Annotated in this window: 17 protein-coding genes; 12 read left to right on the top strand and 5 right to left on the bottom strand. The window is 70.4% G+C overall.

Translation table 11 applies throughout. The features are described from left to right. Positions 1 to 5 precede the first annotated feature (5 nt). The gene (locus HQ312_RS03180; RefSeq protein ID WP_222637767.1) at positions 6 to 1193 is read left to right on the top strand and encodes a class I SAM-dependent methyltransferase; all 1188 of its coding nucleotides are present in this window, start codon (positions 6 to 8) and stop codon (positions 1191 to 1193) included. Here HQ312_RS03180 and HQ312_RS03175 read toward each other — a convergent pair. Further along, on the bottom strand, positions 1178 to 2503 hold the full coding sequence (locus tag HQ312_RS03175; protein ID WP_222637766.1) for a PQQ-binding-like beta-propeller repeat protein: 1326 nt from the start codon (positions 2501 to 2503) through the stop codon (positions 1178 to 1180). The two genes, HQ312_RS03180 and HQ312_RS03175, sit on opposite strands and share 16 nt — an antisense overlap. Positions 2504 to 2629: 126 nt before the next feature. On the opposite strand from HQ312_RS03175, the gene HQ312_RS03170 reads away from it, so the two are divergent. Further along, positions 2630 to 3373 carry an acyltransferase gene (locus tag HQ312_RS03170; protein WP_222637765.1) on the top strand — a complete coding sequence of 248 codons (744 nt, stop codon included), beginning with the start codon at positions 2630 to 2632 and terminating at the stop codon, positions 3371 to 3373. Position 3374: 1 nt separating this feature from the next. Here HQ312_RS03170 and HQ312_RS03165 read toward each other — a convergent pair whose 3' ends face one another. From HQ312_RS03165 to HQ312_RS03155, 3 genes are read right to left on the bottom strand one after another with little or no spacing between them, the layout of a single operon-like run. Further along, positions 3375 to 4622: a glycosyltransferase family 4 protein gene (locus tag HQ312_RS03165; RefSeq protein ID WP_027507032.1), complete on the bottom strand. Its 1248-nt coding sequence runs from the start codon at positions 4620 to 4622 to the stop codon at positions 3375 to 3377. Continuing rightward, positions 4619 to 6127, bottom strand: a complete 1509-nt coding sequence (locus HQ312_RS03160; protein ID WP_222637827.1) for a glycoside hydrolase family 57 protein — start codon at positions 6125 to 6127, stop codon at positions 4619 to 4621. The genes HQ312_RS03165 and HQ312_RS03160 overlap by 4 nt, the downstream gene beginning before the upstream one ends. Before the next feature lie 29 nt (positions 6128 to 6156). Then, positions 6157 to 6942, bottom strand: a complete 786-nt coding sequence (locus HQ312_RS03155; RefSeq protein WP_222637764.1) for a bifunctional 2-polyprenyl-6-hydroxyphenol methylase/3-demethylubiquinol 3-O-methyltransferase UbiG — start codon at positions 6940 to 6942, stop codon at positions 6157 to 6159. A 256-nt stretch (positions 6943 to 7198) separates the two neighbouring features. Between HQ312_RS03155 and HQ312_RS03150 the strand changes: the two genes are divergently transcribed. From HQ312_RS03150 to ligA, 8 genes are all read left to right on the top strand, one after another. After that, a complete protein-coding gene (locus HQ312_RS03150) occupies positions 7199 to 7999 on the top strand; it encodes an electron transfer flavoprotein subunit beta/FixA family protein (protein ID WP_027507029.1) in 801 nt (266 codons plus the stop codon). Between the two features lie 50 nt (positions 8000 to 8049). Further along, entirely contained in the window at positions 8050 to 9006 is a 957-nt protein-coding gene (locus HQ312_RS03145; RefSeq protein ID WP_027507028.1) for an electron transfer flavoprotein subunit alpha/FixB family protein, read from the top strand. 124 nt (positions 9007 to 9130) lie between these two features. After that, positions 9131 to 9970 carry a GNAT family N-acetyltransferase gene (locus HQ312_RS03140; RefSeq protein ID WP_027507027.1) on the top strand — a complete coding sequence of 280 codons (840 nt, stop codon included), beginning with the start codon at positions 9131 to 9133 and terminating at the stop codon, positions 9968 to 9970. Then, positions 9967 to 10878 carry a lysophospholipid acyltransferase family protein gene (locus HQ312_RS03135; RefSeq protein ID WP_155957127.1) on the top strand — a complete coding sequence of 304 codons (912 nt, stop codon included), beginning with the start codon at positions 9967 to 9969 and terminating at the stop codon, positions 10876 to 10878. Before HQ312_RS03140 ends, HQ312_RS03135 begins: the two co-directional genes overlap by 4 nt. Before the next feature lie 70 nt (positions 10879 to 10948). Beyond that, on the top strand, positions 10949 to 12157 hold the full coding sequence (locus HQ312_RS03130) for a cysteine desulfurase family protein (RefSeq protein WP_056445477.1): 1209 nt from the start codon (positions 10949 to 10951) through the stop codon (positions 12155 to 12157). A 30-nt stretch (positions 12158 to 12187) separates the two neighbouring features. Beyond that, a complete protein-coding gene (gene mnmA / locus HQ312_RS03125) occupies positions 12188 to 13297 on the top strand; it encodes a tRNA 2-thiouridine(34) synthase MnmA (protein ID WP_222631828.1) in 1110 nt (369 codons plus the stop codon). Further along, entirely contained in the window at positions 13294 to 14319 is a 1026-nt protein-coding gene (locus tag HQ312_RS03120; protein WP_222637763.1) for a methionine synthase, read from the top strand. The genes mnmA and HQ312_RS03120 overlap by 4 nt, the downstream gene beginning before the upstream one ends. A gap of 62 nt (positions 14320 to 14381) precedes the next feature. After that, complete coding sequence (ligA, locus tag HQ312_RS03115) at positions 14382 to 16532, top strand: NAD-dependent DNA ligase LigA (RefSeq protein WP_222637826.1); 2151 nt, start codon at positions 14382 to 14384, stop codon at positions 16530 to 16532. Here the strand turns inward: ligA and HQ312_RS03110 are convergent. Further along, positions 16476 to 17126 carry an amino acid-binding protein gene (locus tag HQ312_RS03110; protein ID WP_027507022.1) on the bottom strand — a complete coding sequence of 217 codons (651 nt, stop codon included), beginning with the start codon at positions 17124 to 17126 and terminating at the stop codon, positions 16476 to 16478. The two genes, ligA and HQ312_RS03110, sit on opposite strands and share 57 nt — an antisense overlap. 173 nt (positions 17127 to 17299) lie before the next feature. Here HQ312_RS03110 and gatC point away from each other — a divergent pair, with 173 nt between their 5' ends. Then, entirely contained in the window at positions 17300 to 17596 is a 297-nt protein-coding gene (gene gatC / locus HQ312_RS03105; RefSeq protein ID WP_027507021.1) for an Asp-tRNA(Asn)/Glu-tRNA(Gln) amidotransferase subunit GatC, read from the top strand. Next, positions 17596 to 19092 (top strand): Asp-tRNA(Asn)/Glu-tRNA(Gln) amidotransferase subunit GatA, encoded by a 1497-nt coding sequence (gene gatA / locus HQ312_RS03100; RefSeq protein WP_222637762.1) that lies wholly within the window; start codon positions 17596 to 17598, stop codon positions 19090 to 19092. Before gatC ends, gatA begins: the two co-directional genes overlap by 1 nt. Positions 19093 to 19164: the final 72 nt, after the last annotated feature.

Raw genomic sequence — 19164 nt, 5'->3', positions numbered from 1 at the left:
CGTCGGTGGGATACTCGTTCGACCTCGACGACGTCGAGTACCTGGCCGGGGCGTCCGACGCGCTGGCCGCGGTCGGTGACCGTGCGCTGACGCCCGCCACGCTGGTCTCGGACATCGGCCGGATCCGCAGTGCCTTCGGTGACCGCGCCGCCGCGCTGATCGAGACGGTCACCCTGCGCCGCAAGGCCGCGACCAAGCTGCCGTTCGCCGGAACGTGGTTGGTCACCGACGACGCGGTGCAGCAGGCCACCACCGAACAGGTGTCCCGGCACCGGGCCGAGCGGCTGCGCGGACGTCGCATCCACGACGTCACCTGCTCGATCGGCACCGAACTGCACACCCTGCACTCGGTCGCGGACATCGTGGTGGGCAGCGATCTCGATCCGGTGCGGTTGGCCATGGCACGACACAACGTTCCCGACGTGGCCGTGCTGCGTGCCGACGCGGCGGTCCCCACCACGCGCGGCACCGTTGTCGTCGCCGACCCCGGCCGCCGCGCCGGCGGCCGCCGCCGTCACGACCCCGCAGCCCTCGAACCCCCGCTTCCGGACCTCCTCGACGCCTATGCCGGCCGCGACCTGGTGGTCAAGTGCGCACCGGGTCTCGACGTCGACCGTCTCGACCTCACGAGCCGACACACGCGGGCCGAGGTCGAACTCGTCTCCCTCGACGGCGCCGTCCGCGAGGCGTGCCTCTGGCTGGGGGAGGTGGCGGACCCCGCTGTGCGTCGCCGTGCGACGGTGCTCCGGTCGGACGGTTCCGCGTGGGAGGTGACGGACGCCGACTCGGACGCCATCGACGACGATCGTGCCCCTGGCAGGTACATCGTCGATCCCGACGGCGCCGTCGTGCGGGCCGGTCTCGTGCGCCACTACGCCGCGAGACATGGACTGTGGCAACTGGATCCACGCATCGCGCACCTCACGGGAGACGCGATACCGGAGGGGACGACGGGCTTCGAGATCCTCGACAGGTTGCCCTTCACCGAGAAGGTGTTGCGCAAGCGGCTCGCGGAGCTGGGATGCGGGTCGCTCGAGATTCTCGTCCGTGGCATCGACGTCGATCCTGCGTTGCTGCGCCCCCGGCTCGATCTCCGGGGCACCGTGCCGCTGGGGCTCGTGATCACCCGGATCGGGCGCTCGGGGGTGGCCTTCGTGTGCGGGCCGCGCACCGGGCCTCAGCGGAACGAGTAGAGGGATCCCAGCGCGGTCGGGACGACCACCTCGCCGTTCGAGCCGACGACGACTCCGGGGCTGTAGCCCTCGGCGCCGGGGAGCGCGTCGGTGTCGACCGTCTCGCCGGTGGCCGTGTCGAAGGTGACGAGTGCGAGCCCGTCACCGTCGCCGACCACCGTGTAGCCCGTGGTGCCACCCGCCAGTGCGGAGGAACCCTGTGTCACGAGATCTGGCCGCTCCCACACCGTTTCGGGTCGCTCGCCCGCATCGCGGATCGCCCGCAGATGCGACCCCGCGCCGCCCGCGGGGACGATGGTGCCGTCCGCAGCGACGGACACACTTCCTGCCGCGCGGTCACCGACGAAGTAGGACCAGATCTCGGAGCCGTCCTCGGTGGAGTACGCACGCACGGTGCCCTCGACGTCCGTGAGGTACACGCGGTCACCGTCGGGTGACACCACGGGGCTCGATGTCACGGCGGCGGGAAGCAGGGGCGACGACCACGCCTCGGTGAGCCCGGGGGAGTCCCCGCCGGTATAGGAGAGCGCCACGAGCTGGGGAGCGATGGCGCCGGCGCGCCACAGGACGAGGTAGACGGTCGAGGACTCCAGGTCGACGGCCGGTGCCGCCGCGACGGCGCAGTCCGGCCCACCGCCCAGGCAGGCCAGCAGACCGTCGTCCGCGGGCCGCAGCGTGGTGTTCGGCGCGTCCAGGGGCGTGGGATTGGGGTTCAGGTCCAGTACGGGTGCGACCGCGTTCCCGGTCTGGTTGCTCAGCACGTTGATCTGACCGAACTGGGTGACCACCAGGACGTTGCCGTCGGGCAGGAACTGCGGGGTGCGCGGTACCCCGTAGACCGGTGTGCGCCAGCGCAGTTGACCGTTCTGGTTGATCGAGCTCATGCTGCCGTCGTCACCGGCGTAGAGGTTGGACGCCGAGTCGGCGACCGCGGTCGACGAGACGCCGGAGGGTCCGAGCGAGTTGCAGAACCGCTTGCGTCCGGTCTCGCCCTGGAACGATCCGAGCGCGCAGCCGGCGTCTCCGGTCATCGTCACCGTGATCTGACCGTTGGGCGCGACGGAGGGACGTGTGGACGTGGGAGCGCCGAGAGGGCGGGTCCAGTCGAGAGCGAGGGAGCGACTGCCCTCGGTGGTCACGGAGGCGGAGTTGTGGGCGTCGGCGAGACCGCCGCGCCAGCCCTCGTCGCCCAGGATGTCGATGGGCCCGGAGTCACTGCCACAGGCCCCGAGGGCGAGGGCGCCGACCGCGAGGAGAGCGGCACCGGCTCGACGAGTGCGCACCGAGGTACGCGGGTTCTCGTCGTGCATGCACTCTCCTGATGTCGGGTGATCGGCTCGCACGAGACTAACGGCTGAAACGATGCGTCACGGTTCCGACCCCCGGTGGTCGGCCCCCGGGTTCCCTGCGGCGACGCCGACAGTAATGTGCCGCCCATGACCAGCATGTGGAACGCGCCGTTGCGCACCCGGTGGCGAGGATCGCGGCGACGTGACCCCGACCAGGCGCGCTTCCTCACGCTCGCGTCGCTACGCTGGGTGATCAGCCACAAGGCGTACACGCCCTGGTACCTGGTGCGGTACTACCGCCTCGCGCGTTTCAAGGCCGCGAACCCGCACGTGGTGCTGCGCGGAATGGTGTTCCTCGGCAAGAACGTCGAGATCCACGCGACGCCCGAGCTGGCGCGACTCGAGATCGGTCGCTGGGTGCACATCGGTGACGGCAACGCGATCCGCTGCCACGAGGGGTCGCTGCGCATCGGTGACAAGGTGGTGTTCGGCAAGGACAACGTCGTCAACACCTATCTCGATATCGAGATCGGTGCGTCCACCCTCGTCGCCGACTGGTGCTACATCTGCGATTTCGATCATCGGACCGAGGACATCACGGTGCCGATCAAGGATCAGGGCATCGTCAAGTCGCCGGTGCGGATCGGCCCGGACACGTGGATCGCCGCGAAGGTGACCGTGCTGCGGGAGACCGTCGTCGGTCGCGGCTGCGTCCTGGGCGCGCACGCGGTGGTCAAGGGTCACGTGCCCGACTACGGGATCGCGGTCGGCGCACCCGCACGAGTGGTCCGGAACCGTCGCACCGACTGGGAGGCCGGCGCGGAGGACCGCGCGGCGTACGTCGCCGCACTGGAGGACATCGCCCGCAAGAAGTCGCTCGGGAGCGAGTGACTCAGTCCCGTTCGGGCAGTGGACGTTCGCTGATCGTGGGCCTGCCCAGCGGGAAGCGCACCCGGCGCTTCGCGGTGGAGTAGACCGTGGCGGTCTCGCGGGCCACGGAGTGCCAGTCGAAGTCGGACGTGAGTCGCGCACGTGCCGCGTCACTCCGGGTACGTGCCGCAGCGGGGTCGTCGAGTGTGCGCCGCACCGCCGTCGCCAAGGAGCCGACATCGCCGGGAACGAAGGACATCCCGGTGACGCCGTCGACGACGGCTTCGCCCAGGCCGCCCGCGGTGGAGGCGACGAGCGGTGTGCCGGCCGCGGCGCCCTCGAGGGCGATGATGCCGAAGGGCTCGTATCGACTCGGCAGCACCAGCGCGTCCGCCCGGTGCAGATGCCCGAGAACGCCGTCGTGGCCGAGGGATCCGACGAACGTCACCGCCCGGCGCACCCGGTGCACGCGCGCCAGATCGACGAGGTGGTCGAGCTGGGTCCCGTCGCCGACGACGGTGAGCGTGGTGCCGGGGTGCGTCCGTCGGACACGGGGGAGTGCCGCTATCAGATCCTGCACCCCCTTCTCGTACTCCAACCGACCCACGAAGAGCAGGGACGGGGCGCCGGTGCGCGCCGCGCGAGGACGGTACGTCCAGGTCCGGGTGTCGATGCCGTTGCGTATCACGTGGACCGGGGACGGAAGCGGACCGAAGAGGCGGACCACCTCGTCCTCCATTCCCGCGGAACACGTGATGACGGAATCGGATTCGTGCGCCAGCCACCATTCCACGGAGTGCACCTGGCGGTTCACGCGGCCGGAGACCCATCCGCTGTGGCGTCCGGCCTCCGTCGCGTGGATCGTCGAGACCAGCGGGACGTCGTAGTACTCGGCGAGCGCGATCGCCGGGTGCGCCACCAGCCAGTCGTGGGCATGGACGACGTCGGGAACCCACCCCTCGCCGATGCCGGGCTTGGAGAGTGCGAGGCCGGCGCGCACCATCGCGTGACCCATCGCGAGCGTCCACTCCAGCATGTCCACTCCGAAGGTGAAGTGCGCCGGATCCTCGGCCACGGCGACGACGAGCACGCCCTCGGCTACCGAGCTCACGGTGGGGTGGGTCGCCGCGTCGGAACCCGTGGGGCGGCGGGAGAGGACCACCACCTCGTGTCCGGCCGCGGCCAGTTCCACCGCGAGATGGTGGACGTGGCGACCGAGGCCGCCGACCACCACGGGCGGGTACTCCCACGAGATCATCAGGACCTTCACGCCCGCACCTCCCGACCCGTCGGTTGCAGACGCCGCGCATCGAGGTCCGGGAACAGATCGTCCGCCTGGTTCCACCCGGATGCAAGGTCGGCGGCTCGTGCGTGATGCCCGTGCACGCGGGCGTCGGCGATCTCGCGCACCGCGTGAGCGTGCTTGTGGGCGCGGTCGCGGGCATACTGCGCGGCCGAGTCCTTGCTCACCATGAAGGCCCAGTCGCTCGAGACGGTGAGCATCGTCTCGCGCAGGATCTGGTCCGCGACACGGTCTCGCAGACCGCCGGGGGGTGCCGCGTCGACGGCGTCGAGCGCGGTGGCGGTGACCTCGGCGTTGAGATCGACCAGGTCGCGGACGGGATCGCCCGCCCACACCCGCCAGTCCTTCCCGCTGCCCCAGGAGGTGTCAGGGAGGTCGACGGGGTCACCGACGTAGCCGTCTCGCTTCGCGCCCGCGAGTGTCCCGACGCGGATGCCGGCCTCGGGGAGCGCACGCAGGATGCCGGCCAACCATGCCGGACCCTCGTGCCACCAGTGTCCGAAGAGCTCGGTGTCGAAGGCGGCGACCACCAGTGCCGGGGACCCGGTGCGCGCGTGTTCGGAGCGCAGCCGGCGGCGAACCACGTCGACGAAGTCCTCGACGTGCGTGCGGACGGCTGCTGCGGCGCGCTCCGGGTCGTACGGCGCCTTGTCCGGGCCCGCGACGCTTCTGCCGGTGACCCGGGACGGCTTCAGCCCGGTGTCGTGGTCGTAGGTGTGGAAGTCGCGGTACGCGGAATGACCGGGATAACCGGACTTCGGTGACCACACGCGATAGCTGACCGGGAGATCACGACCGAACGCGACGACGTGGGTGTCGCCGACCGGACGGCCGCACGTCGTGTCTCCGTGCAGAGCCGGGCCGTCGACCATGAAGTGTCCGACGCCCGCGGCGGCGTAGTCGAGTTCCATCCCTGCGGTGAAGGCGCACTCGGGTGCCCAGATGCCCTCGGTGCCGCGGCCCCACCGGCGTACGGCGTCGGCGCGTCCCTCGCGGAGCGCGAACGTCCGCAGTCGTGGGTCGAGCAGAGGTTGGAACGGGTGCATCGACGGCCCACCGAGCAGTTCGACGGCGCCGGAGTCGGCCAGTTCGCGCAGTCGGGGGGCGCCGCCGTGGCGCCAGCGGGTCTCGAACTCGTGCAGAGCGGCAGCCGATCGCCGGTGTTCGCGGTGGCCGAGCGCGCGGCGGTCCGGGTCACGGGACCCGGCGGCTTCGGCGGCGCGGAGCTGCCAGTTGCCGAGCCAGTGATGCATCCCGTCGAGGCTGTACGGATCGTCCAGTTGGGCGGCGAGTACCGGGGTGACGCCGAGGGTCAGCAGATCGGTGCGGCCCTCGTCGGCCAGGGTCCGCAGTTCGCGGACCACGGGCAGGTACGAATCTGCCCACGATTGGTAGAGCCACTCCTCCCCGACGGGCCACCGCCCCTGGTGGGCGAGCCACGGGAGATGGGAGTGCAGGACGAGCGCGAACATGCCCGGTTCGTCGGCCGAGGTCGCGCTCGTCACGTGCTGGACGGTTTCCGGGCCACCGCGACGAGATCCAGGCTCTCGTCGATCGCCTCGGCGTGGATGTCGAAGTCGTCGACGGTGATGCCGGCGACGTCGGCGACGAGGGTCGCGGGCCACGGCTCACCGGCGAGCGCGCGGTCGATCTGCGCGTCGATGAACGATCCGCCGTGGGTCGCGTCGAGTGCGCGCAGTCGCTCGCCGTGATGCACGCCGGTCATCGAGTCGATCTCGAATCCCGTGTCGGACAGCAATTCCCGTAGTTCCGCGGCTGCGAGCTCGCGGGTGTGGAAGGGGTTCAGCGGGGTGTCCCGGCCGGGGGAGAACGTGATGCGGTTGGGAGTGCTGACGAGGAGGACGCCGCCGGGAACCAGAACCCGGAGGCACTCCCGCAGGAACTCGGCCTGGTCCCACAGATGTTCGATCACCTGGAAGTTGACGACGACGTCGACGCTCTCGCCGCGCAGCGGCAGCATCGCGAGGTTGCCTCGGGTCATGGCGACCGACGGGTACCGGCGAGCGACGTGTTCGGCGGCGCTGCGGTCGTAGTCGAGACCGATCACCCGTGTTGCCGTCCGCGCGATCATGTCCGCGCCGTAGCCCTCGCCGGAGCCCGCCTCGAGCACCACTCGGTGGGCGCAGGCCGGTGCGAGACGGCGGTACACGACCTCGTGCCGACGGAACCAGTAGTTCTCCTCGGCGATGCCGGGCACCGTGCGCTCGCCGGTGAGCGGGAGGGGTGTCTCGGTCGACACGGTCGTGTCGGTCGCGGCGTCGTTCATCCGGGCGACAGTAGTTCCCACCTGCCCGGTCGAGCGACGCCGGTCGGCGGTCCGAGGGGCCCCGGGGGGTGATTTCTCGGCCCGACAGGAGTAAGTTACCCATCAGTAACCACGAATGGGGTAACGTCCGTGACACGTCGGTTCCGGGGCTTCGGCCCACCGCGCGCAGCGTGAACTCCGAATACGTTTCGGGCCCCGCGCTACGAGATCAAGACCTGATTCACCGAGACAGGACACAGGAGGTCGACGAAGACCCATGACGAACATCGTCGTACTGATCAAGCAGGTTCCCGACACGTGGTCCGAGCGCAAGCTCTCGGACGGCGACTACACGCTCGACCGCGACGCGGCCGATGCCGTGCTCGACGAGATCAACGAGCGCGCCGTGGAGGAGGCACTCCTGATCAAGGAGCGCGACGGCGGCGAGGTCAAGGTTCTCTCGGCAGGACCCGACCGCGCGACCGAGGCCATCCGCAAGGCCCTCTCCATGGGCGCGGACAGTGCTGTGCACGTCAACGATCCGGCCATGCACGGTTCCGACGCCATCCAGACCGCGTGGGCTCTCGCTGCCGCACTCGGCCAGGTGGAGTTCGAGAACGGTGAGGCCGCAGATCTGGTCATCGCCGGCAACGAGGCGACCGACGGCCGCATCGGCGCGGTCCCCGCCATCATCGCCGAGTACCTCGGCATCCCGCAGCTGACCCAGATGCGCAAGCTGGTCGTCGCCGACGGCAAGGTCAGCGGCGAGCGCGAGACCGACGAGGGCATCTTCGGCCTCGAGGCGGATCTCCCCGCGATCGTCAGCGTCACCGAGAAGATCAACGAGCCGCGCTTCCCGTCCTTCAAGGGCATCATGGCCGCCAAGAAGAAGACGGTGCAGGTCCTCACCCTCGCCGACATCGGCGTCGATCCGGAGACCGTGGGCGTCGCGAACGCGGGCACCACCGTCACCACGGTGACCCCGAAGCCGCCGAAGACCGCTGGTGAGCGCGTGAACGACGAGGGCGACGGCGGAACCAAGGTCGCCGAGTACCTCGTCGCGCAGAAGATCATCTAGATCCCCGTCACCAGCACACATTCGTCTCACTGCAGTACAGGAGAAACACCATGGCAGAGGTACTCGTACTCGTCGAGCACGCAGACGGGGCACTGAAGAAGGTCACCAGCGAGCTCATCACGGCCGCCCGCGTTCTGGGTGAGCCGTCCGCGGTGGTCACGGGAGCGCCGGGCACCACCGACGCGATCGCCGCCGCACTCACCGAGGCCGGCGCCGCGAAGATCTATGTCGCGGAGTCCGCCGACGTCGACGGCTTCCTCGTCACGCCGAAGGTCGACGTGCTGTCATCCCTGGCCGAGTCGGTCTCGCCCGCCGCGATCCTCACGTCCGGTGGCATCGAGGGCAAGGAGGTGGCGGGTCGTCTCGCCGCTCGCCTCGGTGCCGGACTGCACCAGGACGTCGTGGCGATCAACGCCGACAAGTCCGCCACGTACTCCATCTTCGGTGGCGCGTTCACCGTCGAGGCGAAGACCAACGGCGACGTCCCGGTCATCTCGCTCCGCCCGGGTGCCATCGACGCCGAGCCGCAGGCCGGTGCCGGTGAGCGTGTCGACGTCGAGGTTCCCGCGCAGGAGGAGGCCGTCGTCAAGGTCACCTCGCGTGAGCCCGTCGCCGGCGGCGACCGCCCCGAGCTCACCGAGGCGTCGGTCGTCGTCTCCGGTGGTCGCGGTGTCGGCAGCGCGGACAAGTTCTCCGTCGTCGAGGACCTGGCCGACTCGCTCGGTGCGGCCGTCGGCGCGTCGCGTGCAGCCGTCGACTCGGGCTACTACCCGGGCCAGTTCCAGGTGGGTCAGACGGGCAAGACCGTCTCGCCCCAGCTGTACGTCGCGCTCGGCATCTCCGGTGCGATCCAGCACCGCGCCGGCATGCAGACGTCCAAGACGATCGTCGCCGTCAACAAGGACGAGGAAGCACCGATCTTCGAGATCGCGGACTTCGGCGTCGTGGGCGACCTCTTCGACGTCACGCCTCAGCTCGCCGAGGCAGTGAAGAAGCGCAAGGGCTGATCCCCTCAGCAGTACCCGAGAGTCCCGCTACCGTTCGTCGGTAGCGGGGCTTTCGTCGTTCGTGCACCTTCCGGTCACGTCGTGTTGTGAGTGCCGTCGAGTGGGCTCGATAGATCTATGTGCCATGACATCAGATGTGTGCGACTCGGCACCGACCGTCATCACCCCGTCCTCGGCCGACGAGCACGTGCTCGTCTCCGACAAGCACCACTCACTCGTTCTCGGATCCACCCCGGAACACGTGCTCGCGGCGCAGCGGTTGCGCGCCACTGTGTTCGGCTCGGAAGCGGGGTACGAGTCGACCGCCTTCGACGGCGGCCTCGACGCCGACCGCTTCGACGACCACTGCGATCACCTGCTCGTCGTCGACAACCGCACCGGCGATCGTGTCGGCTGCTACCGCATGCTCACCCCGGACGGTGCGGAGCGCGCCGGCGGGTACTACACGGCGACGGAGTTCGACATCAGCGAACTGCGTGCACACGAGTTGCGGACGGTCGAGATGGGTCGTGCGTGCGTCCTGGAGGGCCATCGATCCGGCTCGGTGCTGGCGCTGATGTGGTCCGGGATCCTCCGGTACATCGACCTCGGTGGCTACGACCGGGTGATGGGCTGTGTGTCGGTCCCCATGGCACTCGGCGACGGGGAGCCGGACGGCGCGCACGTCAAGGGCGTGTACGACCTCGTCGAGAAGCGGCACCGCTCCGAGGTCCGCGCGTACCCCCGCACCCCCGTGCGCGTCGACGGTGTCGCCCTCGCCGACATGACGGCGCCCGCCCGCACCTCGGTGCCGGCCCTGATGCGCGGCTATCTGCGCATGGGCGCCTCGATCTGCGGGGAGCCGGCCCACGATCCCGATTTCGGCGTCGCGGACTTCGTCACCCTCCTGCACATGAAGGACGCCAACGTCCGCTATCTCGACCGGCTCCGCTCGGCCGCGGCGACCGCGGAGTCGCACGCGTGACGACACACGCCTGGATGCCCGCCAGCCCGTGCGGGACGGGGTGCCATCCGGCGGTCTCGGCGACCGTGGGCACCGCACGCGTGGTGGTGCGCTGCGTCCTGGTGGCGGTGCTGCTCGCCGTGGTCCCGCTCCTGCTGGCGGGCCGGGTGTTGCCGGCGGGCGGTCGACGCGCCGCCGCACGTGCCGGAGCCAGGGGACTCCTCGGCGCGCTCGGTGTCCGGGTGACTCTGGACGGCGACCGCACGGCCGAGCCCACCGGCGTCGGAACGCTCGTCGTCGCCAATCACGTGTCCTGGACGGACGTCCTGGTGCTGGCAGCCTGTTTCCCGTGCCGCTTCGTCGCCCGCGCGGACCTCGTGGACTGGCCCGTCCTGGGTCTGCTCGCACGCATCGTGCGGGTCGTCCCCATCGCCCGTGAGCGACTCCGCTCCCTGCCCGGCACCGTCGACGAGGTGACCGAGGCCTTGCGATCAGGAGCCACGGTGGTCGTCTTCCCCGAGGGCACCACCTGGTGCGGAACCGCCTACGGATCGTTCCGTCCCGCCCTGTTCCAGGCGGCCATCGACGCCGGTGCGGTGGTGCGGCCGATCGCGGTCACTTACCGCGACGTCGACCACCGTCCGACGACGGCCACCGCCTTCGTGGGCGACGAGACCATCGGCGAGTCGATGTCGAGGATCCTGCGGCTCAAGGGCGTCCGTGCCGCCGTGCGGGTGTGCGAGGACATCGCGCCCATCGACGATCGTCGACTGCTGGCGCGCAGCGCGGAGTTGGCCGTGCGCCGACACCAGGACGAGACGGCAGTTCCGCCCCTGCGCGTCACCCGCACGCGACTGCCGCGCCGGGATCGGCTCGCCCAGCCGGTCCGCCCCGGTGAGTACGCCGGAACCGTCGTGCGGGCGAGCTGACGCACGGCAGTTCGGGCGTGCTCGCGCGGGGGACAGGCGGGGTCCGCGACCGGTTATCCTGGACCACGTCATGCCACAGCCCCCACGTGTGCCCGGAACGCCGGTGTACCTCGATCATGCCGCGACCACTCCGATGGTCCCCGCGGCGATCGAGGCGATGACGGAGATCCATCGGACCGTGGGAAACGCGTCGTCCCTGCACGGATCGGGGCGCACGGCCCGCCGCCGCATCGAGGAGTCGCGGGAGTCCATCGCCGCGGCGCTGGGCGCTCGTCCGTCCGAGGTCATCTTCACCTCCGGCGGCACCGAGAGCGACAATCTGGCGGTCAAGGGCATCTTCTGGGCACGCCGAGCGCGTGATCCTCGTCGCGTCCGGGTGATCACCAGCTCGGTCGAGCATCACGCGGTGCTCGATGCCGTGGAGTGGCTCGAACGTCACGAGGGCGCCGCGGTGTCCTGGTTGCCGGTCGAGGCCGACGGCCGCGTCCTCCCGTCGACGCTGCGCCGAGAACTCGAGCTGCACGCCGACGAGGTCGCCGTCGTGTCGATCATGTGGGCGAACAACGAGGTGGGCACCATCATGGCGATCCGCGAACTCGCTGCCATCGCGGCCGAGTTCGACGTGCCCATGCACAGCGACGCGGTCCAGGTGGCCGGTGTCCGTGAGCTCGACTTCGCGTCCAGTGGTCTCTCCGCGCTGTCCATCGCGGCACACAAGTTCGGCGGACCCCAGGGCGTCGGCGCGCTGCTGCTCGGACGCTCGGTGCCCTGCGAATCACTGCTGCACGGAGGCGGTCAGGAACGCGACGTCCGGTCCGGGACGCCCGACACGGCAGGTGCCGTGGGCATGGCGGCCGCCCTCGACGTCGCCGTCGCCGGACGGGCCGACACCGAGGCGCGGCTCGTGGCGTTGCGCGAGCGTGTCATCGAGGGTGTCCTCGACGCGGTGCCCGGCGCGTCGGTCAACGGTGCCCGCGGCGCGGACAGACTTCCCGGCAACGTGCACGTCACGTTCCCCGGATGCGAGGGCGATTCACTGTTGATGTTGCTCGACGCCTCCGGAGTCGAGTGTTCGACGGGATCCGCGTGCACGGCGGGTGTCGCGCGGGCGAGTCATGTGCTGCTGGCGATGGGCGTCGATGCGGCCGATGCCCGCGGATCACTGCGGTTCTCCTTGGGCCACACCAGCACCGACGCCGATGTCGACGCACTGCTCGAGGTCCTGCCGCGCGTCGTCGAACGTGCGCGGGCCGCCGGCATGGCGTCCAGTTCGAGATGACGAGAACGTCGAGACGAGAAGAGTGGTGACATGAGAGTTCTGGCAGCGATGAGCGGCGGCGTCGATTCCGCCGTGGCGGCGGCGCGTGCCGTCGATGCCGGCCACGAGGTGGTCGGGGTGCACCTGGCGCTGTCCACCGCTCCCGGCGCTCTGCGCACCGGGTCGCGCGGGTGCTGCTCCAAGGAGGACGCCGGGGACGCGCGCCGCGCCGCGGACGTGCTCGGGATCCCGTTCTACGTCTGGGATTTCGCGGATCGGTTCAAGGAGGACGTGATCGACGACTTCGTCGCGTCCTACGCCGCAGGCGAGACCCCGAACCCGTGCCTGCGCTGCAACGAGAAGATCAAGTTCGCGGCGCTCGCCGATCGGGCCGAGGCGCTCGGTTTCGACGCGGTCGCCACCGGCCACTACGCCCGGCTCGAGGACGGCGTGCTGCGTCGTGCGGTCGATGCCGACAAGGACCAGTCGTACGTGCTCGGCGTCCTCACCGCGCGCCAGCTGTCCCGTGCCCTGTTCCCGATCGGGGACACCCCGAAGGCGGAGGTGCGTGACGAGGCCGCCCGCCGCGGTCTCGCCGTCGCGGACAAGCCCGACAGTCACGACATCTGCTTCATCCCGTCCGGCGACACCCGGGCGTTCCTCGGCGCCCGTATCGGCGTGCGCCCCGGATCGGTGGTCGACGCCGACTCCGGCGCGGTGCTCGCCGAGCACGACGGTGTGCACGGGTTCACCGTCGGCCAGCGCAAGGGCCTGGGCGTCGAGGGACCGGCCGCCGACGGCAAGCCGCGGTACGTCACCTCCATCGAGCCCGAGACCGGGACCGTCCGGGTCGGCTCGGCGAGCCGCCTCGACGTGTACGGCATCGATGCGAGCACACCCGTCTGGACGTCCGGCACGGCGCCCGAGGGCGACGTGGACTGCGTCGTCCAGGTCCGGGCACACGGCGGACTCGCGGACGCCGTCGCTCGTGTCGACGGCGACACTCTGCGCATCGGTCTGCGGTCCCCGCTCACCGGAGTCGCACGTGGTCAGGCAGCCGTGCTGTACCGCCCCGACCCGGCAGGCGACATCGTGGTCGGCAGCGGCACCATCGCGGGAACCTCCGCCGAGTCGCCACTCACCGCGTCCGCTCGCCCGTGACGGATCCTGCTGCCGCTCTGGCAGGCGTGGCGACGGGCGTCGGCTCGTGGCCGGGAACGGACATCGCGAACGCCGTCACGACGGTGATCGGCGAGCTCCCCGACCTGCCGCACGTCGTGGAACTCCCGGCGCGAGGTCTCGGCGCCGACATGATCGGGCGCACCGGCGTGCTGCTGGTCGACATCGAGATCGATGCGGCCACCAGCGGATACCGCGTGAGCCGACGGCCGAGTACGACGAGCCGCCGGGCCCGCGACTTCCTGACGGAGGACCTCGACGTTCTCGAGGAGCAGTGGGAACTGGCCGGGCTGCGCGGATCCGGCCGCGCCGTCAAGGTGCAGGCCGCGGGCCCGCTGACGATGGCCGCGGACATCGAGCTGGCGTTCGGTCACCGCGCCTTGACCGACCGCGGTGCGGTGCGCGACATAGCCGGGTCGTTGGCCGAGGGAGTGGCCGCGCACGCCGACGAGGTCGCGAGGCGGCTCGGCGCCGAGGTGGTCGTCCAGTTCGACGAACCTCGCATCGCGGCCGTGCTGGCCGGTCGCCTGCAGGGCGTGACGAGCCTCGAGCAGATCGCCGCGGTGCCGGCGCCGGAGGTGGCCGACCTGCTGGGCTCGGTGGTGCAGCGGGTGAACCGACCCGTGATCGTGCACACGTGCTCCGCCGACGTCCCGTTCGAGGTCTTCGAACGCAGCGGGGTGCACGGCGTCTCGTTCGATCTGTCCCTGCTGCCCACGTCGCGGTACGACGCGGTCGGCGATTACCTGGAGAGCGGCGGTGTCGCCGTCCTGGGGGTGGTGCCGGGAACCGACCCGGATAAGTACCCGGCGTGGCGCGAGAGTGCGGCGCCCGCAGTGGAACTGATGGATCGGTTGGGCTTTCCGAGGCGGTACCTCGCCGAGCGCGTCGCCGTCTCACCCACGTGTGGGTTGTCCGGCGCGAGCCTGCCGTGGGCCCGGCACGCTCTGACGGTGCTGCGCGACGTCCGCGCTGCTTTCACCGAGGATCCCGACGCGCTGTGACACCGGCCTTCGTCACCGGGAACGGTGTCGGAGCGCTCCGATAGTCTGCGATCGTGGACGAGATCGAGACACCGCCGGACCTGGTCCCGGCCTCACCCGAGCAGAAGCAGGAGTGGGACGCGCTGGCCGAGGAGGTCCGCGGTCACCAGTTCCGGTACTACGTGCGGGACGCGCCGATCATCTCGGACGGGCAGTTCGACGAGTTGCTGAAGCGCCTGCAGGCGATGGAGGAGGAGCATCCGGATCTCCGGACGCCCGACTCGCCGACGCAGCTCGTCGGTGGCGGCTTCGAGACGGACTTCACGGCTGTCGACCACCTCGAGCGAATGTTGTCCCTGGACAACGTGTTCGACGCGGACGAGCTGCGTGCCTGGGCGCGCAGGGTCGAGGTGGAGGCGGGGGAGAACCTGCACTACCTCTGCGAGGTCAAGATCGACGGTGTCGCGCTCAATCTGGTGTACGAGAACGGCCGACTGGTGCGCGCCGCCACCCGCGGTGACGGACGCACCGGGGAGGACGTGACGCTCAACGCGCGCACCATCGACGACATCCCCGAGGTGCTCACCCCGTCGGACGAGTTCCCGGTCCCGACGCTGCTCGAGGTGCGGGGCGAGGTGTTCTTCCGACTCGAGGACTTCCAGGCGCTCAACGCCTCTCTCGTCGAGCAGGGCAAGCCGCCGTTCGCCAACCCGCGCAACTCCGCCGCGGGGTCGCTGCGGCAGAAGAACCCCGCGGTCACCTCGCGTCGGCGGCTCGGCATGATCTGTCACGGGTTCGGCCGGATGGAGGGCTTCGCCCCCGCCGCCCAGTCCGTCGCGTACGACGCGCTCGCCGCCTGGGGTCTGCCGGTCTCGACTCACACCGCACTGGTGCAGGGCGTCGACGCGGTGGTCGAACGCATGGAGTACTGGGGCGAGAACCGGCACTCGGTCGAGCACGAGATCGACGGTCTCGTGGTGAAGGTCGACGAGATGGCGTTGCACCGCCGACTCGGATCCACGTCCCGCGCACCCCGCTGGGCCATCGCCTTCAAGTATCCGCCGGAGGAGGCCACCACGACGTTGCTCGACATCCGGGTCAATGTCGGTCGCACCGGGCGAGTGACGCCGTTCGCGTTCATGGAGCCGGTGCTCGTGGCGGGGTCGACGGTGTCCCTCGCGACGTTGCACAACGCGTCCGAGGTCGTGCGCAAGGGCGTGCTGATCGGAGACACGGTGGTCATCCGCAAGGCGGGCGAGGTGATCCCGGAGGTGCTCGGTCCTGTGGTCGACGCGCGCACCGGGGACGAGCGGGAGTTCGTCATGCCGACGCACTGCCCCGCGTGCGGAACCGAGCTCGCACCGGCCAAGGAGGGCGACGCCGACATCCGCTGCCCCAACTCGCGCTCGTGCCCGGCACAGTTGCGGGAGCGGGTCTTCCACGTCGCGGGCCGTGGTGCATTCGACATCGAGGTGTTGGGGTACGAGGCCGCGACGGCGCTGCTGTCCGCACAGGTGATCGAGGACGAGGGCGATCTGTTCGATCTCACCGAGGACCAGCTCACCCGGACGGATCTCTTCCGAACCAAGGCGGGAGCGCTGTCCGCGAACGGTCGGCGATTGCTGGACAACCTGGGGCGAGCCAAGGATCAGCCGCTGTGGCGGGTGCTCGTCGGATTGTCGATCCGCCATGTCGGGCCGACCGCCGCCCGCGCCCTCGCCGCCCGCTTCGGGTCGCTCGACGCCATCCGGGCGGCGACGGAGGAGGAACTGGCCGCCGCCGACGGGGTGGGCCCCACCATCGCCCGCGCAGTCGTCGAGTGGTTCGACGTCGACTGGCACCGCGCCATCGTGGAGAAGTGGTCGGCGGCGGGCGTGCGCATGGAGGACGAACGCGACGAGAGTATCGAGCGCACGCTCGACGGTCTGTCGATCGTCGTCACCGGATCGCTCGCCACGTTCACGCGTGACGACGCGAAGGAGGCGATCCTGGCCCGCGGCGGCAAGGCGGCCTCGTCGGTGTCGAAGAAGACGGCGTTCGTGGTCGTCGGCGACGCGCCCGGATCCAAGCACGACAAGGCGCTCGAACTGGGTGTTCCCGTGCTCGACGAGGACGGGTTCCGCACGCTGCTCGGCGAGGGGCCCGACGCGGCCCGCGCGCTGGTCGCCGGGGCGGACTCAGCCGAGGACGGTGGCGACGATGCCGGCCAGGTAGCCGAGCCGGGCGATCTCTGACGGTCGGAAGTCCGGTCCGCCGGGTCGTCCCAGCACCAGCACGGTGCCCGACGATCCGAGCGGCGCCGCGGCCAGTGTGGTGTCCATGTCCTTCCACGACTGCGGAACCCATGCTCCGGTCGGGTCGAGGACTGCCGGCTTCTCGAGGGGCATCCACGGCATGTCGTCGGCCCGCGACTCGGGCGCCCCGGAGCTGCCGACGATGACTGCCGGACCGTGATCCGACATGCCCACCACGGTGCTCCACCCGACGCGCAGCACCCGCGGCGCACCGTCCACGAGCACCTGCAGACGGTCGTCGTGCGCCGTCGCCACCTGATCGATGAGCTCGAGCTCGCGGTGTGTGTCCAGGATGCCGGCGTAGGGACGGATCGAGTCCACGCGGACGTCGGTGAGCTTCTCGGCCGCGGTGATGAGTGTGTCGGGGAGGGCGCCCGGCGCGACGTCCACCACCAGATCGTCCACCGCGAATCCGGCTCCGCGTTCGATGACGTCGAGCGACAGGATGTCGGCCCCCACCGAACCCAGGGCGACGGCGAGCGACCCGAGACTGCCCGGACGGTCGGGCAACTGGACCCGCAGGAGATACGACACGCCGACATCCTCGCACTCGACGCCGTCTCCATCGAGTCGCACGCGGCTCACGGGAAGGTGGAGGACGGCCGGGCTCGCCGTCCCTCGCCGCGACGCGAGGCCGTGACGGTGGGGTGGTCGCCACGAACTAGGCTGCTCGGCATGCGTTACGAATCGAAGGGGGCCTGACGGACGTGTCTGCCATATCCCGCGACGAGGTCGCCCACCTCGCACGACTGTCCCGGCTCGCGCTCGAGGAGCACGAACTCGATGCGTTCGCCGGTCAGCTCGACGCCATTCTGGGCCACGTGAAGGCGGTGTCGGAGGTCGACGTCTCGGACGTCGACGCCACCGCGAGTCCGCTCGCTGTGACCAACGTCACCCGGCCAGACGTCATCGTCCCGGGTCTCGGCCCGGACAGTGCCCTCGCCGAGGCGCCCGCGTCCGAACAGAGCCGCTTCGCGGTGCCGCGCATCCTGGGAGAAGAGTGATGACCGCCGCCGAGCAGACCGATCTGATCCGGTCCACCGCGTCCGACCTGGCCGCGAAGATCCGTACCCGCGAGGTCTCCGCCGTGGAGGTCACTCGCGCCCACCTCGATCGCATCGCCGAGGTCGACGGAACGCTGCACGCCTTCCTGCACGTCGCGGGGGACGAGGCGATCGCCGCCGCCCAGCGCGTCGACGACGCGTTGGACGCGGGTGAGACGCCCGCGTCGGAGTTGGCCGGCGTCCCGTTGGCGCTGAAGGACGTGTTCACCACCACGGACATGCCCACCACCGCCGGCTCGAAGATCCTCGAGGGATGGGTCTCGCCGTACGACGCCACGGTCACCGCGAGGCTGCGTGCCGCGGGAATCCCGTTGCTGGGCAAGACCAACATGGACGAGTTCGCGATGGGGTCGTCCACTGAGAACAGCGCGTACGGACCCACCCTGAACCCGTGGGACACCACTCGGGTGCCGGGTGGATCGGGCGGCGGTTCGGCCGCGGCGCTCGCGTCGTTCCAGGCACCGTTGGCCATCGGTACCGACACCGGTGGCTCGATCCGGCAACCGGCCGCCGTCACCGGAACCGTCGGGTGCAAGCCGACGTACGGCGGCGTCTCCCGGTACGGGCTCATCGCCTGCGCCTCCTCCCTGGATCAGGGCGGTCCCTGCGGGCGGACGGTGCTCGACACCGCGTTGCTGCACCAGGTCATCGCCGGACACGACCCCCGCGACTCGACATCGGTCGACGCGGCGGTGCCGGACGTCGTCGCGGCCGCGCGCCGCGGCGCGGGTGGAGATCTGACGGGCGTGCGCGTCGGCGTCGTCAAGGAACTGCACTCGGACGCCTATCAGCCGGGGGTCATCTCCTCCTTCGACGCCGCCGTCGAGGTGCTCACCTCGCTGGGCGCCGAGGTGGTGGAGGTGTCGTGCCCGAATTTCGATCACGCCCTCGCCGCGTACTACCTCATCCTCCCGTCGGAGGTGTCGTCCAACCTCGCCCGCTTCGACGCGATGCGCTACGGACTGCGGGTCGGTGACGACGGAACGCACAGTGCCGATCAGGTCATGGCGATGTCGCGTGCCGCCGGGTTCGGCCCGGAGGTCAAGCGCCGCATCATGATCGGGACGTATGCGCTGTCCGCAGGCTACTACGACGCGTACTACGGCCAGGCTCTGAAGATCCGGACGCTCATCGCCCGGGACTTCGATCGTGCCTACGAGAAGGTGGACGTCCTGGTGTCGCCCACCACCCCGTCGACGGCGTTCGCGCTGGGCGAGAAGGTCGACGACCCCATCGCCATGTACCTGTACGACCTCTGCACCCTGCCGACCAACCTGGCCGGCCACCCGGCCATGTCGGTGCCGTCCGGTCTCGCGGACGGTCTCCCGGTCGGGCTGCAGATCATGGCTCCGGCGATGGCGGACGATCGCCTCTACCGGGTCGGTGCGGCGTACGAAGCCGCACGGGGAGAGTTTCCCCAGCCGTCCGCGAACTGATCCGACCGTGCCTCCGCGCGCCGGAGGTAGCAAGATGGTGACGAGCATCGTGCGCGGCGACCCCGCGTCGAC

The organism is Rhodococcus sp. BP-316 (genome assembly GCF_019836105.1).
Lineage (GTDB): Bacteria > Actinomycetota > Actinomycetes > Mycobacteriales > Mycobacteriaceae > Rhodococcoides.
The sequence above is the reverse complement of the archived record's forward strand: the minus strand, read 5'-3'. Positions and strand labels throughout refer to the sequence as shown.